Origin of the sequence: Brevundimonas sp. TSRC1-1, from assembly GCF_049898245.1 — a bacterium.
GTDB lineage: Bacteria > Pseudomonadota > Alphaproteobacteria > Caulobacterales > Caulobacteraceae > Brevundimonas > Brevundimonas mediterranea_A.
On the sequence record NZ_JAFCXI010000002.1, the window covers coordinates 425,669 to 440,239 of the forward strand.

The following is a 14,571-nucleotide window of genomic DNA, read 5'->3' on the forward strand; positions in this document are numbered from 1 at the left end:
GCTCCGGTCAGGACAGATAGGGCCAGAGCGAAAGGCCCAGGGCCGTCAGGGCCGCGATGACCGCGACCGTGACTGAAGCCGTCACCCAAGCGGGAGTTCCCGACTTTTCGATGACCACCGTCGCGGGACGCGGCGGCTCCTGCACCAGGCGCGAGATGGCCCGCGCCGCCGCGATCATGTCGAACAGGGCGTCGCGCGCCTGGGCCTGGGGGCCCAGCTCGCGGCGAATCCAGCGTTCGACCACCGGCTGGGCGGCCTTCCACAGGTCGTGGTCGGGTTGAAGCCGGCGGGCCACCCCCTCGACCGAGACCATGGTCTTCTGCAGCAGGATCAGCTCGGGCCTCAGCCGCATGTCGAACAGGGCGGTGATCTCGAACAACTGCCCCAACAGCCGGCCCATCGACACCTGGCTGGCGGCGCGGCCGATCACCGGCTCGCCCACGGCGCGCAGGGCCTGGGCGAAGGTCTCGACCGAATGATGCGGCGGCACATAGCCCGCCTCGAAATGGACCCGGGCGATCCGGTCGTAATCCCGCGAGATGAAGCCCCACAGGATCTCGGCCAGATAGCGCCGCTCGGCCGGACCCAGCCGCCCGACGATGCCGAAGTCGATGGCCGTCAGATGGGCCGGGGCGCTGGCGAACAGATTGCCCTCGTGCAGGTCGGCGTGGAACACCCCGTGGTCCAGGGCCTGGACCAGGAAGGCGCGCACCACATTGTCGGCCAGCAGATCGACGTCCAGGCCGGGCAGATCGACCAAGGCCGGATCGGTCATGGGCAGCCCTTGCGCCCATTCCAGCGTCAGCACCCGCTTGCCCACCCCGTCCCACACCACGGCGGGGGCGGACATATAGCCGTCCTTGGCCATGACATCGGCCATCTCGCTGGCGGCGGCCGCCTCAAGCCGCATGTCCAGCTCCAGATCCATCGAATTGGCGATGGTCTCGACGAAGGCCTGGGGCTCCAGCCGGCGCGAAAGGGGCACCAGCCGGTGCACCAGGGCGGCGCCCAGCCGCATGGCGTCCAGGCCGTCGGCGACGCGGCGCTCGACCCCCGGCCGCAGCACCTTGACCGCCACGGCCCGGCCGTCGGCCAGGGTCGCCCGGTGCGCCTGGGCCAGGGAGGCGGCGGCGACCGGCGGGCTCAGGTCGGTGAACAGGCTCTCGACCGGCCGGCCCAGCGACTTCTCGATCTCGCGCCGCGCCTCTTCCAGCGGGAAGGGCGGCAGGGCGTCCTTCAGCCGGCCCAGGTCGCGCGCGAACTGCAGGCCGAAGATGTCGGCGCGGGTGGCCAGCACCTGGCCCAGCTTGATCGCCACCGGCCCCAGGTGCTCAAACGCCTTGCCCAGCCTCTGGCCCGGCCGGCCCTGGCGTCCGTCGCGGCCGGACAGCATCTGCACGGCGCGGGCGAAGGGTCGGGCCCAGACGGGCAGCAGGGGATTGGCCTCGCGCGGGATCAGGGCGTCATGACGCGCCAGAACCCACAGCCAGCCCAGCAGGCGCAGAAAGGCCGCGACCGGGTTCTGCACCGCCACGGCGGCGGGGGGCGGCGGGGCCGTGCGATAGACCCGGGTCAGATCGCCCACCCGTGGTGGATGGCGGCGATCCCGCCCGACAGATTGGTCACCGACACGCGCTTGAAGCCGGCGTCCTCGATCAGGGCCTTGAAGGCCGCCTGGTCCGGGAAGCGGCGGATGCTCTCGACCAGATACTGGTAGCTGTCGCGATCCTTGGCCACCCAGCCGCCGATGCGCGGAATGGCGTGGAAGGACCAGGCGTCATAGGCCGCGCGGATCGGCCCGGTCGTCGGGCGCGAGAACTCCAGGCACAGGAACCGGCCGCCCGGCTTCAGCACGCGCCGCGCCTCGGCCAGGGCCTTGTCGATATGGGCCACGTTGCGGATGCCGAAACTGATCGAATAGGCGTCGACCGAGGCGTCCGGCAGGGGCAGGTTCATCGCATCCCCGACCGACCAGCTCATCTCCGGCTCGCCGCCCTTGTGCACCCCGGCCAGGATCATCTCGGCGTTATAGTCCAGCACGATCACCGAGGCGTCCTCGCCGCCCCGCCGTTCCTGGGCCGCGCGCGCCATCTTGGAATAGCGCCGGGCCATGTCGCCGGTCCCGCCGGCCACGTCCAGGATGGTCTCGCCGGGCCGGGGGTTCAGCTTGGCCGCCGCCGCGTCCTTCCAGAGGCGGTGGACGCCCACGCTCATCAGGTCATTCATGACGTCATAGCTGGAAGCGACGGAATCGAAGACCCCGCGCACCATCTTGACCTTCTCGCGCGCATCGACGTCGCGGAAGCCGAAGGAGGAACGGTCGCCCGACGAATGCGGGCCGTGGGAGGAGGCGTCGGTCATGCGCGCGGTCTAGCGCGTCGCGGGCCGCCCGTCACGCGTCACTAGAGCCTGATCGCATCGCTTCCGACCCGGCTTGCGGCTGGGGCAGTTCGAGATCCTTCATCACCTCGCGCATCAGGCCGTAACAGCCGCACGACGCTTCCTCCAGCCCGTCACGGTCCAGCACCCGGACCCAGCCCCGGCCCCGCTGGATCAGGTCCTTGCCCTCCAGCACGGTCCCGACCTCGGAGACCGTGGCGCGGCGCACGCCCAGCATGCCGGCGATGTCGGCCTGGGTCAGGTCGATCCGGTCGTCCTCGGCCCGGTCGTGCAGGGTCAGCAGCCAGCGCGCCAGCCGCTCGTCCAGCCGGTGCTGGGCGTTGCAGGCGGCGGCCTGCTGCACCTGGGCCATCAGGCCTTCGGTGAAACGCGACAGGGCCTGGCGCAGGCCTTCGCTCTCATCCAGCGCCTCGCCGAACACCTCGGCCGAACAACAGACGGCCACGCCGTCGCGCTGGGAGATGGCGCGGCTGGCGGCGCGGGCGTTGAACGGGCCGCAGGTCACCCCCACCAGGCCCTCGCGCCCGATGGCGGCGGTCTCCACCATCTTGTCGTCCGGCAGGACGGTCATCAGCGACACCACCCCCTTCAGCGGGAACCAGACCTGATCGACCGCCGCGCCGGCGTCGTACAGCATCTGGCCGCGCGCGATCTGGTGCTCGCTCAGATGAGGTTCGATCCGCTTCCGGTCGGCCGCGTCCAGAGCGGCGAGCCACAGATTGTCCATATCCACTTCCTCCGCGCCAGAAACGGCGACGCTTTCGCGACGTCCGATAACGCCAGAGCTTGCTCATGCGTTCCGCGACCGTCGGAGACGCTTGCGCACGCTTGCCGCGATCCGCCGGGCGCCTTACGCCGGAAGAAAAGAGGAAAGCCCATGACCGACACTCGCCTTGACGTTGCGGAAACCCTGAAGACCCTGCCCGCCTGGCGCCCCCATGACGGCGACCGGGCGGCCATTTCGCGCAGTCTCAAGTTCGCCGATTTCAACGCCGCCTTCGGCTTCATGACCCGCGTCGCCCTGATGGCCGACAAGATGGATCACCATCCGGAATGGTCGAACGTCTATGACCGGGTCGAGGTGTTGCTGACCACCCATGACGCCGACGGCGTCACCGACAGGGACGTGACCCTGGCCCGGTTCATCGACCGCGCCGCCGCCGACATGGGAGCGATCTCGTGAGCGCCGCTTCCTCCGCCCGCCCCGGCCGCGTCGCCGGCAAGACCGTCCTGATCACCGGCGCCGCCGGCGGCCTGGGCGAGGCCATGGCCGCCATGATGGCCCGCGAGGGCGCCCGCCTGGCCCTGACCGACATCGACGGCGGCCGCGTCGCCGCCCTGGCCAAGCGGATCAACGCCGAAATCCCCGGCGCCGCCTTCGCCTACGCCCACGACGTGGCCAGCGAAGCCGACTGGGAACGGGTCATCGCCGCCGCCGTCGCCGACCTGGGCGGCCTGTCGGTCCTGGTCAACAACGCCGGCGTCGGCGGCCCCCTGGCCTTCGTCGAACAGGACACGGTCGACAACTGGCAGCGTCAGTACGAGATCAATCTGCGTTCGATCATGCTGGGCGCCAAACACGCCATGCCGCACCTGCGCGCCGCCGCCCCGGCCTCGATCGTCAATATCTCGTCCATCGCCGGCCTGGTCGCCGCCCCCGGCATGGGCGCCTACAACGCCACCAAGGCCGCCGTCTGGATGTACACCAAGACCCTGGCGCTCGAGGCCGCCAAGGCCGACTGGAACGTGCGCTGCAACTCGGTCCACCCGGTCTTCATCAAGACCCCGATCCTGGATCCCTTCATCGCCCTGGCCGGCGGCGACGAGGCCAAGGCCCACGAACGCCTGACCCGCGGCATCCCGCTGAAGCGGATCGGCGAACCCGACGACGTGGCGTACTGCGTCCTCTATCTCGCCTCCGACGAGTCGAAGTTCGTCACGGGGTCCGAGTTCAAGATCGACGGCGGCATGACCGCGCAATAGGGCGCAAGCGCCCTTTCTTTTGGGCCTACCGCGCTTCGTGCTGCTTGAGGCCGGGGACGCCCGGCGACGGCGGTTGGAAGACAGTCATCCGACCGTCATCCGCTTATTCGGGATTGAGGCCGCCCGCCGCTTGCTGTAAGCGGCCCTTTCGGCGTCACGCCGCATGCGCACCCGTAGCTCAGCTGGATAGAGTACTGCCCTCCGAAGGCAGGGGTCACAGGTTCGAATCCTGTCGGGTGCGCCACTTCCTCTCTTGAATGTCTCAGTCGCCGGACGAGGGCGTCCAGCCGAAGGCCTTCATCATCACCTCGAACAGATGGGTGTTGGGGAAATAGCCCCGCACCCGTTCGGCGCCGACGCCGATGGCCAGGGCCGGAACCTCCTCGGCCGTATGGGTGCGGTTGACCATGACATTCTCCAGCCGCACCACGCGCTCGTCGCCGTCCCGCGCCTTCCAGGCCTCATAGCCTTCCAGCAGGGGCTGGCCGCGACGCCCGCCGTCGATCTGCAGGCCGAAAGAGTGGTCAGCGGTGAAGATCATCAGGGTGTCGTCCAGATCGACGCGCGACTGCACCTCGGCGATCAGCCGGTCCAGGTCGGCGATGTTCTGCAGGCCTTCGCGGGGATCGTCGGTGTGGGCGTCCCATTCCACCACCAGCAGATAGCCCTTGTCCCCGGCCTGCAGCAGGTCCAGCGCCCTCAGGGTCGCCGCCCGCACGTCGATCTCTTCGGCCACGACCACGGGCCGCCGGTTCCCCGCCGGCGCCGCCTCCAGCGTCGCATAGATCGGCCGGTCGTGCGCCTGGGCCAGGCTGTCGTAGCTGACGCCGTTCGCCGCCATCTGTTCGGCGATCTCCGTCCGGCCCGAGCCGATCAGCACATCCACCCCGTCGCCGAAGCGCGGCGAAAAGGCCTGGGGGAAGATCTCGCCCCATTTGCCGCGGTCGTTCGAATGGGCGTAGGTCGCGGCCGGGGTCGCGTCGGTGATCGGACGGTCGGTCACCACCCCGGTCAGCAGGCCGTGCTCCTCGGCGTATTCCAGCACCGTCTTCGTCGGGGTCCCGTCGCGCCGGCCGCGTTCGCCGTCCGGCCCCTGGCTGATCACCCCATTGTGGGTCTTCACCCCGGTCACGATGGCGCTCATGCCGTTGGCCGAATCCGACACGAAGGCGTCGACCGGCGAGGTCTCGCTCAGCCCCAGGTTCGGCCATTGCTGGATATGGAGCTTCAGCGGCTCGCCATAGGCCATCACGCTGGCCGCATGGACCGAGGCCACGCCCCCGGCGTCCGCCAGGAACAGGATCACATTCTTCGCCCGGCCCTGGCTCTGGCTCTGTTCGACCGGCGGACGGGCCGCCGCCTGGGCCGTCTGGGCCGAGGCGCCCCCCGAGGCGCAAAGACCGATCGCAAGCGCGAGGGCGGAAACCAGGCGGAGGGAGACAGGGGTCATGGGCGTCGGTCCAGCAAATCAGACAAGGCCGCCCGCGTCCCCCGAACCGCCCCGGCCTGTCTACCGCGAACCTGTGACAGTCGCCGTCCCCCGACCCGGCGGCGATGCGGTTCGGGGCGGTTGGGCTGCTCCGGGCGGCTCCGGGCGGTTCAGCCCGCCTCGCCTGTGGCCGCGTCGATCCGCGCCTTCAGCCCCGCCTCGTCCAGCCCCTCGACGGAGACCATTTTCAGCCGCGACTGCCCGCCCCGCTCCAGCACGACCGAGGACCGCGACACCCCCAGGGCCTTGGCCAGGAATTTCACCAGGGCGGCGTTGGCCTCGCCGTCCACGGGCCGGGCGCGCACCCGCACCTTCAGCACGGGCCGGCCTTCGGGATCTGCGTCCCAGCCGTCGATCCGGTCGCCGGAGGCGCCGGGCTGTAGCTTGATCGGAAGTCGGGACAGGGGATCAACCGGCGGCGCGTCGATCCGGGGCGCGATGATCGGCGGCGCGCCAGACCACTTCGACATCTTCGGCGCTCAGGGTCGGGGTCGCCCGTTCCACGCCTCTCTCGTCGGCGAACTCCGCCAGGAAGCAGGCCGGGTCGAACATCATCACGACCGTGCCGCGCTCGCCCTTCTTCAGGCCCAGATCCGGAAGATCGGCCAGAAGGGCCACGACGTCGAGTTCCTTAATCATGGTCGTCACTCCACCATCGCGGTCGTCAGACGGGGAACCCCGTCCGATCCTACGATCCAGCCGCTGCGGATCAGCGCCGTGCGACCGCGGAACTCTAGCATGAAGCGGACCCGGTACAGAGTCCCGAACGGCGTCGTCCCGACCGGCTCGGCCTCGGCCTCCCTGGCCGCTTCCAGAAGCCGGCGTTTCAGATAGGGGGCGTCCGCCCGGGTCAGACCCAGGGCGGACGCGAAGACCCGGGCCTTGTGTCGGCCTTCCGGGTGGTCCGCCGACAGGCAGTAGGCTTCGATCTTTCCCTCCGGAACGACCGCCTGCCCACCGCCTGGCAGCCTCATTCGAGCCTCAGCCCAGGGCGGCCATCAGTTCCGGCACGACGGTCTTGTAGTCGCCGACCAGGCCGTAGTCCGCGACCTGGAAGATCGGGGCGTCCGGGTCCTTGTTGATGGCGACGATGGTCTTGGAGTCCTTCATCCCGGCCAGGTGCTGGATGGCGCCCGAGATGCCGATGGCGATGTACAGGGCCGGGGCGACCACCTTGCCGGTCTGGCCGACCTGATAGTCGTTCGGCGCATAGCCCGCATCCACCGCCGCGCGCGAGGCGCCGATGGCGGCGCCCAGTTTGTCGGCCAGGGGTTCCAGAACCGCGTGGAACTCGTCCGCCGAGCCCAGGGCGCGACCGCCCGAGACAACGATCTTGGCGGCGCCCAGGTCCGGGCGGTCCGACTTGACCATTTCCTCGGAGACGAAGGCGGTCTTGGCGGCATCGGCGCCCGTGACGCTCTCGATGGCGGCCGAACCGCCTTCGGCGGCGGCGGCGAAGGCCGTCGGGCGCACGGTGATCACCTTCTTGGCGTCGGCCGACTGGACCGTCTCCAGGGCGTTGCCGGCGTAGATCGGCCGAACGAAGGTGTCGGCCGACACCACCTCGATGATGTCCGAGATCGGGGCGACGTCCAGCTTGGCGGCGATCCGGGGGGCGAAATTCTTCCCGTCCGTGGTCGCGGGCGTCAGGATGGCGTCGTAGCCGGCGGCCAGGGGCAGGACGGTGTCCGTCACCGCCTCGGCCAGGCCGTGGCCCAGGCCGGCGCTCTCGGCCAGCAGCACCTTGCGGACGCCGGCGATCTTCGAAGCGGCGTCGGCGGCCGCCTGCACGCCCTGCCCGACGACCAGAACATCCACATCGGACGACAGGGCGAGGGCGGCGGTCACGGTCTTGTTTGTGGTGTCGCGAACGGTCGAACCGTCGTGATCGGCGATGACGAGGACAGCCATATTACAGCGCTCCCACGGACTTGAGCTTGGAAACCAGTTCGGCCGCATCGGCCACCTTGACGCCGGCCGAGCGTTTCGGCGGCTCTGTGACCTTCAGGACCTTCAGACGGTCGGCGACATCGACGCCATAGTCGGCGACCGCCTTCATGGCGATCTCCTTCTTCTTGGCCTTCATGATGTTCGGCAGCGACGCATAGCGCGGCGTGTTCAGCCGCAGGTCCACCGTCACCACGGCCGGCAGGTCCGCCGAGAGCGTCTGCAGGCCGCCGTCGACCTCGCGCGTCACCGTCGCCTTGCCGCCTTCGATCACCAGTTTCCCGGCGAAGGTCGCCTGGGGCCAGTCCAGCAGGGCGGCCAGCATCTGGCCCACCGCGTTGTTGTCGCCGTCGATCGACTGTTTGCCCATCAGAACCAGATCGGGCTTTTCTTCCTCGACCACCGCCTTCAGCAGCTTGGCGACCGCCAGCGGCTCCAGGTCCGCATCCGACTGGATCAGCAGACCCCGGTCCGCGCCCATGGCCAGGGCGGTGCGGATGGTTTCCTGGGCCTGGGTCACGCCGATGGAGACCACGACGATCTCGGTCGCCGTGCCGGCGGCGTGATGTTCCTTGCCTTCCTTCAGACGAACCGCCTCTTCGACGGCGATTTCGTCGAAGGGATTCATGCTCATCTTGACGTTGGCCAGATCGACGCCGGACTGGTCAGCCTTGACGCGGGCCTTGACGTTATAGTCGATCACCCGTTTGACGGGGACGAGAACCTTCATGGGTCTATCCGTGAATTCGCCTGAATGTAGGGGCAGGACATGGAGCGGTCGCGAAGGCCTGTCAACGTAACGCGGGGTCAAGCTCCCGTGCAAAACCCGCCTAACGGATCCTGAGATGAAGCGTTTCCTGACCTTTCCCCGCCTGGCCATGATCTTCTTCGCCCTGTTCGGCGTCGCCGTGGCGGGGGTTTTCGCGGTCCAGGCCTATTGGGTCGCGCCGGGCGAACGCTGCGAGGCGGCGGGCAAATGGTACGACATGGAAAACCGCATCTGCGCCCAGCCCATCTCCATCGCCCAGATCACCGGCCGCCCCAACGGCGTCTCCCGCGCCCAGGCCTCGGACGAAAAGAACCGCGAACTGATCCGCATCGAAGACCAACTCGCCGCCCAGGACCGCGCCCGCGCCGCCGAAATCACCCGCCAGAAAGCGGCCCTGGCGGCGGCCCGACCGGCGACCTGACCACCCTTCACCTCCCCGTCGGCGAAGGCCGACGGGGAGGACAGGCGAGAGCGTCAGCGAACGCCAGGAGGGGGCGACTCGGCGCCAGACGCTCTTGGGGGCCACCCCACCGCCGGAGGCGCCCCCGCCTGGTCGCAAGCGCGGCCTGTCCTCCCCCCGCGCCTTCGCGCGCGGAGAGGTGACGCCGCCCTCTCTTCTTTCGTCCTGTATGGGCGGTGGAGCCCTACCGCGTCGCCCCCGGCTTCCACTTCACGTCGTTGGCCCCGTTCGCATTCGCCCGCCGCCCCGCGACGAACAAATGGTCCGACAGCCGGTTCAGATACCGCACCGCCGCGCCGTTGACCGCCTCGCCCGCTTCAACCAGCCGCACCGCCTCGCGCTCGGCGCGGCGACACACGGTCCGGGCCACGTGCAGATGGGCCGACAGGGGCGAGCCGCCGGGCAGGATGAAACTGTCCAGCGGCTTCAGGCTCTCGTTCATCCAGTCGATTTCCTGCTCCAGCCGCTCGACCTGGCTGTCCAGGATGCGCAGCGCCTCCCAGGCGGGCGGCGGGTCCAGCGGGGTGGCCAGGTCGGCGCCCAGATCGAACAGTTCGTTCTGGATCCGGGCCAGCATGGCGTCGATCCGGTCGTTCTGACCGCTGTTCAGCCGGGCCACGCCCAGGACGGCGTTCAGCTCGTCCACCGCGCCGTAAGCCTCGACCCGGGGATCAGCCTTGGACACCGGCGCGCCCGAGGCCAGCCGGGTCTGTCCGTCGTCGCCGGTGCGGGTGTAGATCTTGTTCAACGTCACCATGGATCAGCCCCCTTGCGTCGCCTTCCACACCATGCCGACGACCAGGATCAGCACGGCCACGGCCTGAAGCCCGACCCGCCAGCGCATCAGCCTGTTGGAATGGCTCCGGGCGTAATCCCCGCCCCGGAACAGCGAATAGAGGCCCAGACCCAGCGTCACCGTGACGGCGAGGATGGCGGCGACGACCAGGATGTCGAACATCTGCATGCCCCTGTTCTAGTCCCCGCGCGCGTCGGACGCCAGCGACCGAGCCCGTGCTGATCCCGCCGGAGCCGGGGACGGATTCGCCGACCCCCGGTTTTTCTGCGCGACAGCTAAGCCATTAGTCACGATTGGCGTTGCAATCTGCGCGGCATGACTGATCGCGCCGTCCGCAACCTCGAACACCTCCGGGGCTCCGCCTCAACCGCCCGGGTGCTGAACCTTCTGCGGGTGTGGGAGGAAAACGGCGACAGCCGATCGGACGGCGCCGTGCGTAATCCCGACTGGGCCGCGCGGCCGGTGTTCCGCACCCACGCCCTGAACCGGTCCCTGATCATCAAGCACCGGCTGCGGCGCAACGAGACCGATCTCTTCACCGGCCGCCGCCAGGTCGCCACCAAGGTGGTCATCCCCATCGACGACGAGGATCTGAAGACCGGGGGGCGCTATGTCTTCGTCAATCAGATCGGCTTCGAGCGGATGATGATCGAGGCCTTCGGCGTGGCCCCTACCCACCCGGATATCGAGACCCTGCGCCTGATCGACAAGCTGCCGTCCCTGGACCCCTTCCTGCTGCGCGAGCAGCTGCGGCGCGGCGGACTGGATCCGGCCCCCTGCTATTTCTCCATCAGCGACGGCGACCTGCAGCGGATGGTGGCCTTCGTCCATAGCGAGGTCGAGCCCCTGGTCACCCTCAGCCTGGGGGCGGACACGTTTGCGGTGGCCTCGGACTCGGCGGCGCGGATGGCGGCCAAGATCCTGTCCAATACGCCCGGCGACCAGCTGGAGGCCCTGCGTCTGACCCTGCGCCTGGCGCCGGAACAGTATCAAGAGGGGGTCTTCTGCTGGAAGGGCTTCCTCTATTACAAATGGACCCTGTCCACCCTGCTGGGCGAGGTCGCCGCCGTGGCCGAGGCCGTGCGCACCATCAAGCCGAGCGGCAGGATCGACCGCCCCGCCCGCGAATATCTGGACCGCAGCCGCGCGGTCCTGCGCGGCCGCATCATCCGCACCTGCGACGAGGTCAGCCGCACCCTCAGCATCTATGACGACGCCTACGCCCGCCTGACCCAGGAGGGCCGGCCGACCGCCTTCCGCGACTTCCTGCTGGACGCCCCCTCGATGTTCGCCAAACTGGGCGACCAGCTGGGCGCGGTCCAGCATATCGTCAGCTACTGGCGTTTCCGCTTCGGCCCGGCCGCCCATCCGGCCAATGTCGAGGAGCTGATGGACATCTTCATGGACTTCGAGACCGGGCTTCTGGGCCGCGGCGAAAGCCCCGACGACATCGGCGTCATGGCCGCCTAATGGGGGCGGCCTAGCGGGGGGGCGGCCTAGAGCGCCCGCACCCGCGGCCCCTCGCCCCGGCCGTCCAGCATCAGGTCGGTGACGGCCCAGACCAGGGCGTCGGCCCGGTCCCAATGGCCCTCCCCCGATCCGGCAGCCTCCCCCTCTTCCTCGGCGCCCAGTTCCATCAGCTCCTCCTCCAGCGCCGCGAACGCGCCCGCATGCCGCACCCGCCCCTGTTCATACAGGGCCGCCACCGGCTCGGCCCGCGCCGCCTTGCCGCGCGAGGCCCGCACCGCCGTAAAGCCGATGTTCTCCCCGTCCGCCCCGCACCCGGCCGCCTTCAGCACCGCCTCGACCATGTCCCCGCCCTGGTTGACCTCGCCCACGATGCATCGGGCGCCGAACAACCGCGCCGTCTCCATGGCCCGCTCGGCCCATTTCTGCGGCGACAGCCCCCGCATCGAGCGGTCGGCCAGCACCCAGGCCGTCTCCCCGCGCCGCCCCACCGCCACGATGCCGCAGGCGTCGCCGCCGCGCGAACAGGTCGGGTCCAGCCCCACCACCACCCGCTCATAGACCGGCCGCCCGTCAACCGAGACCGGAGCCGCCCCCCGCGCCGCCGCCATCATCTCGGCGGTGAACAGCCCGCCCTCGGGCTCGACCACCTGGCCCTCCAGCTCCTGCGCCGCCCGCCGCGTCCCGCCGTACAGCCGCTCCAGCCCCTCCAGAAACCCCGGCGCCAGATGATCGCCATTGTCCCGCGTCGTCGCATGGGTGAGCAAACATGACGCCTCGGCGCGGAGCGCCTTGAGCGCCCGTGTCGGGCGCGGCGTGGTCGTAACCACCAGCCGGGGGCTACCGCTCGAAATTCTCGCTTGGGGGCTACCGCTCGGCTCGCGGAGCCTCGCTGCTTCAGCCCCCAAACCCCCGTCAGCCCCCACTCCCCCGTCTTGCGCCGCGCTTGGATCGACGGCTGGGGAGTCCGGGTTGGGCAACCTCAACCTCAGCCCCATCCGCAGCAGGGCCAGGGTCTCCCCGCCGTTGCGCCAGGCGCAGAATTCGTCGGCCCAGGCGGCGGCGAACTGGGGGCCGCGCAGGCTGTCGGGGTCTTCGGCCGAGAAGACGAAGGCCTCGGCCCCGTTCGGAAACACCAGCCGCCGCCGCGACGGCTGATACTCCGGCCCCCGCCACTCCACCGCCCCATCCGATCCAACCCCCGTCCAGCGCGGCAGGCTCATCACCCCCGACGGCCCGGCGATCATCACCTCGCGCACACCGTGCAAGGTCGGCCCGATCAGCGCCAGCCGCCCGCCCGCCCCCAGCCGCTCGGCCATGTCCGCGATCCAGGACGCCCCCGCCAGAGTCTTGCCCGCCCCCCGCCCGCCCAGAAACAACCAGGTCGACCACGCCCCCTCCGGCGGCCTCTGCGCCGGACGAAGGACCAAGCCCCCAGCGCCCTGACCGCCCTCAAGCAAACCGGTGGTCTGGGGGCTCAAGCAGCCTGAAGGGCGGTAGCCCCCAGGAATAGAAGCGCCCGCGGGGCGCGTGCGCTTCAGCTCCCGCTCGATCACGCGCTCGACCTGTTCCTTGGCCAGGGCGATCCGCCCCATCACACCGAACTGACCCTCGCGACCCGCCTGCTGCATCCGCTCCCAGAACTCGGCCCGCGTCGCCTCCAGATCGGCCGGATCGATGGTCACGCCCCAGATCGCCGCCGCCGCCTCCGGCTCAGGCCGCCGGTTTCCGGGCGGCGGCTCGCCTGCAGCCCGCGCCCTCTGCCCCTTCTGGAACCCCAGTTTCCTCGCCATCTCCGCCACGGTCGAGCCCCGGATCGGAAACCGCGCCTCGATATCGGCATAGGTCGCCCCCCGCTCCAGCAGGGCGCAGACCTCGCGCCATTGCCCCGCCGTCAGGTTGCTTTTGGGATGCCGCCAGTCGTCCGGCCGCTCGAGGACCGAGATCGACCGCCGCGCCGGATGATCGGCCGGCAGGTCGCCGATCCGCATCCCCAGCCGTTTGGCGTTCGCCGTCCAGGTGTCGTGCGACACCCCCGCCTCGGCCCGCAACGCCTTCGCCGCCTCGCCCCCATGCCACCGCCCGAACCAGACCCGCCAGGCCGCGTCATCCATCCGACTGTTGAAATGCTTCCCCATGCGGAAAAGCCTAACCCCGCCGGCACCTCAGGCGCGCAAATCGCGGATTGGCGGGGTTAGTAGGTTGTTTCGGAAGGGATTCGTTCGCGGAATTGAGTGCGCAAGGCGGGTGGTGCGCTCCTAATCGCCTACTGACCCTCCGCCGACTCATCGTCGGTCGTCTCGATCAGCAGTCGAATAGAAGCAAGCGGACACGCGATGCGTAGTTAAGCGACTGCAGGGTCGGCGCCTTCCCAGCGCCGAGTTTCAATCATCGATCCTCGGACCGCAGGGACGATGAGGTCCGGGCTGAAGAACATTGCTTCAGCGCCGCGCCCACGCTCCCTGGCGCTATATCCAATCGTATATTGTAGGCAGGCGTCCGATTTATAAAGGGCGTGGATAGGTTCGACATCATCGTACGAAACAATCCATTTAACCCCCCTCAGATTGTGGGTAGCGAATGCTACGTTCGCATGGTCATCATGCTTATAGAAATTATAGTAGAGATCACGCCCTTTATCGTAGTACGGCGGGTCCAGGTAAACTAGAGTCTTACTGCTCCACTCTGGAGCTTGAGATTTCAGAAGCTCTACTGCATCCCTATTTTCCAACGTAATGCGACTTCGCATTCTCGCTATCCGCGTTATTCGACAAACTAGATCATTCTTGTTGTATCGCGCGTCAATTTTCCAAGGCCCGCTTTGGTCTCGTCCGCCGATGGGTCCACCATTCAATATGCCCGACCTATTCGTCCTGTTTAGGAAGAATGTTGCGAACCCCAAGTCCAGTTTACTGGATGTTTCATCCCCGACCGCCTTCTTGGCCCAGTCCCTTGTAGCCATGTCCACGGGAAAAGACTGAATGCGGTCAATGAGCGCTTCGTGGTCGTTTAGAACGCAATCCCAGAAAGCGTGAACTGGCTTATTCAGATCGTTTATAGTGACACGTCTGACTATGCCCGTAAGGAGAAGCTCCATCGCGACTGCCGCACCACCGGCATAGGGCTCGACGTAGTGGCCATCTTGCAAACCATTCACGCGTATCAGGTCGGCGACGAAACGTGCGAGCTTGCCTTTTCCTCCTGGATAGCGAAGCGGGGAGTAGTGACCCGACGGGGCGGGTTTGACGGTGTCGATCATT

At 68.6% G+C, this 14,571-nt stretch carries 17 protein-coding genes and 1 tRNA gene; 5 read left to right on the forward strand and 13 right to left on the reverse strand.

The genetic code is table 11. From position 1 onward, the window contains the following. Positions 1-7: 7 nt before the first annotated feature. Genes ubiB through ACP7CK_RS08065 form a run of 3 tightly spaced genes read right to left on the reverse strand, consistent with a single transcriptional unit; the run spans position 8 to position 3,127 of the window. The gene (gene ubiB / locus ACP7CK_RS08055) at positions 8-1,585 is read right to left on the reverse strand and encodes a 2-polyprenylphenol 6-hydroxylase (protein ID WP_426025672.1); all 1,578 of its coding nucleotides are present in this window, start codon (positions 1,583-1,585) and stop codon (positions 8-10) included. After that, complete coding sequence (locus tag ACP7CK_RS08060; protein WP_154726980.1) at positions 1,573-2,361, reverse strand: class I SAM-dependent methyltransferase; 789 nt, start codon at positions 2,359-2,361, stop codon at positions 1,573-1,575. The genes ubiB and ACP7CK_RS08060 overlap by 13 nt, the downstream gene beginning before the upstream one ends. A gap of 31 nt (positions 2,362-2,392) precedes the next feature. Next, positions 2,393-3,127, reverse strand: a complete 735-nt coding sequence (locus ACP7CK_RS08065) for a Crp/Fnr family transcriptional regulator (RefSeq protein WP_372704867.1) — start codon at positions 3,125-3,127, stop codon at positions 2,393-2,395. A gap of 150 nt (positions 3,128-3,277) precedes the next feature. Here ACP7CK_RS08065 and ACP7CK_RS08070 point away from each other — a divergent pair, with 150 nt between their 5' ends. The 3 genes from ACP7CK_RS08070 to ACP7CK_RS08080 all read left to right on the forward strand — a co-directional run bounded on the left by ACP7CK_RS08070 (position 3,278) and on the right by ACP7CK_RS08080 (position 4,627). Further along, positions 3,278-3,583: a 4a-hydroxytetrahydrobiopterin dehydratase gene (locus ACP7CK_RS08070; RefSeq protein ID WP_035310370.1), complete on the forward strand. Its 306-nt coding sequence runs from the start codon at positions 3,278-3,280 to the stop codon at positions 3,581-3,583. Further along, positions 3,580-4,383 carry an SDR family oxidoreductase gene (locus ACP7CK_RS08075; RefSeq protein ID WP_426025673.1) on the forward strand — a complete coding sequence of 268 codons (804 nt, stop codon included), beginning with the start codon at positions 3,580-3,582 and terminating at the stop codon, positions 4,381-4,383. Before ACP7CK_RS08070 ends, ACP7CK_RS08075 begins: the two co-directional genes overlap by 4 nt. A gap of 167 nt (positions 4,384-4,550) precedes the next feature. Then, positions 4,551-4,627 (forward strand) — tRNA-Arg (locus tag ACP7CK_RS08080). 18 nt (positions 4,628-4,645) lie between these two features. Here the strand turns inward: ACP7CK_RS08080 and ACP7CK_RS08085 are convergent. The 6 genes from ACP7CK_RS08085 to ACP7CK_RS08110 form a co-directional block, all read right to left on the reverse strand. Further along, positions 4,646-5,833, reverse strand: a complete 1,188-nt coding sequence (locus ACP7CK_RS08085; RefSeq protein ID WP_426025674.1) for an alkaline phosphatase — start codon at positions 5,831-5,833, stop codon at positions 4,646-4,648. Between the two features lie 149 nt (positions 5,834-5,982). Next, positions 5,983-6,342: a DUF167 domain-containing protein gene (locus tag ACP7CK_RS08090; RefSeq protein WP_372704871.1), complete on the reverse strand. Its 360-nt coding sequence runs from the start codon at positions 6,340-6,342 to the stop codon at positions 5,983-5,985. Beyond that, complete coding sequence (locus ACP7CK_RS08095) at positions 6,281-6,511, reverse strand: DUF4926 domain-containing protein (protein ID WP_426025675.1); 231 nt, start codon at positions 6,509-6,511, stop codon at positions 6,281-6,283. Before ACP7CK_RS08095 ends, ACP7CK_RS08090 begins: the two co-directional genes overlap by 62 nt. 5 nt (positions 6,512-6,516) lie before the next feature. After that, positions 6,517-6,846 carry a DUF6883 domain-containing protein gene (locus tag ACP7CK_RS08100; RefSeq protein ID WP_426025676.1) on the reverse strand — a complete coding sequence of 110 codons (330 nt, stop codon included), beginning with the start codon at positions 6,844-6,846 and terminating at the stop codon, positions 6,517-6,519. Positions 6,847-6,853: 7 nt separating this feature from the next. Next, the gene (locus ACP7CK_RS08105; protein WP_008261292.1) at positions 6,854-7,783 is read right to left on the reverse strand and encodes an electron transfer flavoprotein subunit alpha/FixB family protein; all 930 of its coding nucleotides are present in this window, start codon (positions 7,781-7,783) and stop codon (positions 6,854-6,856) included. Position 7,784: 1 nt separating this feature from the next. Continuing rightward, complete coding sequence (locus tag ACP7CK_RS08110; protein WP_426025677.1) at positions 7,785-8,549, reverse strand: electron transfer flavoprotein subunit beta/FixA family protein; 765 nt, start codon at positions 8,547-8,549, stop codon at positions 7,785-7,787. Positions 8,550-8,664: 115 nt separating this feature from the next. Between ACP7CK_RS08110 and ACP7CK_RS08115 the strand changes: the two genes are divergently transcribed. Beyond that, positions 8,665-9,009 carry a hypothetical protein gene (locus ACP7CK_RS08115; protein ID WP_271164898.1) on the forward strand — a complete coding sequence of 115 codons (345 nt, stop codon included), beginning with the start codon at positions 8,665-8,667 and terminating at the stop codon, positions 9,007-9,009. Between the two features lie 223 nt (positions 9,010-9,232). Here the strand turns inward: ACP7CK_RS08115 and ACP7CK_RS08120 are convergent, their stop codons facing one another. Together ACP7CK_RS08120 and ACP7CK_RS08125 are read right to left on the reverse strand one after the other, a co-directional pair. After that, a complete protein-coding gene (locus ACP7CK_RS08120; protein ID WP_426025678.1) occupies positions 9,233-9,805 on the reverse strand; it encodes a cob(I)yrinic acid a,c-diamide adenosyltransferase in 573 nt (190 codons plus the stop codon). 3 nt (positions 9,806-9,808) lie between these two features. Further along, the gene (locus ACP7CK_RS08125; protein WP_426025679.1) at positions 9,809-10,012 is read right to left on the reverse strand and encodes a twin transmembrane helix small protein; all 204 of its coding nucleotides are present in this window, start codon (positions 10,010-10,012) and stop codon (positions 9,809-9,811) included. A gap of 147 nt (positions 10,013-10,159) precedes the next feature. Between ACP7CK_RS08125 and ACP7CK_RS08130 the strand changes: the two genes are divergently transcribed. Continuing rightward, a complete protein-coding gene (locus ACP7CK_RS08130) occupies positions 10,160-11,314 on the forward strand; it encodes a hypothetical protein (RefSeq protein ID WP_008264326.1) in 1,155 nt (384 codons plus the stop codon). Positions 11,315-11,340: 26 nt separating this feature from the next. Here ACP7CK_RS08130 and ACP7CK_RS08135 read toward each other — a convergent pair whose 3' ends face one another. Then, the gene (locus ACP7CK_RS08135) at positions 11,341-13,449 is read right to left on the reverse strand and encodes a terminase large subunit domain-containing protein (RefSeq protein WP_426025680.1); all 2,109 of its coding nucleotides are present in this window, start codon (positions 13,447-13,449) and stop codon (positions 11,341-11,343) included. Between the two features lie 206 nt (positions 13,450-13,655). Beyond that, positions 13,656-14,570 (reverse strand): DNA adenine methylase, encoded by a 915-nt coding sequence (locus tag ACP7CK_RS08140; protein WP_426025681.1) that lies wholly within the window; start codon positions 14,568-14,570, stop codon positions 13,656-13,658. Between the last annotated feature and the right edge of the window lies 1 nt (position 14,571).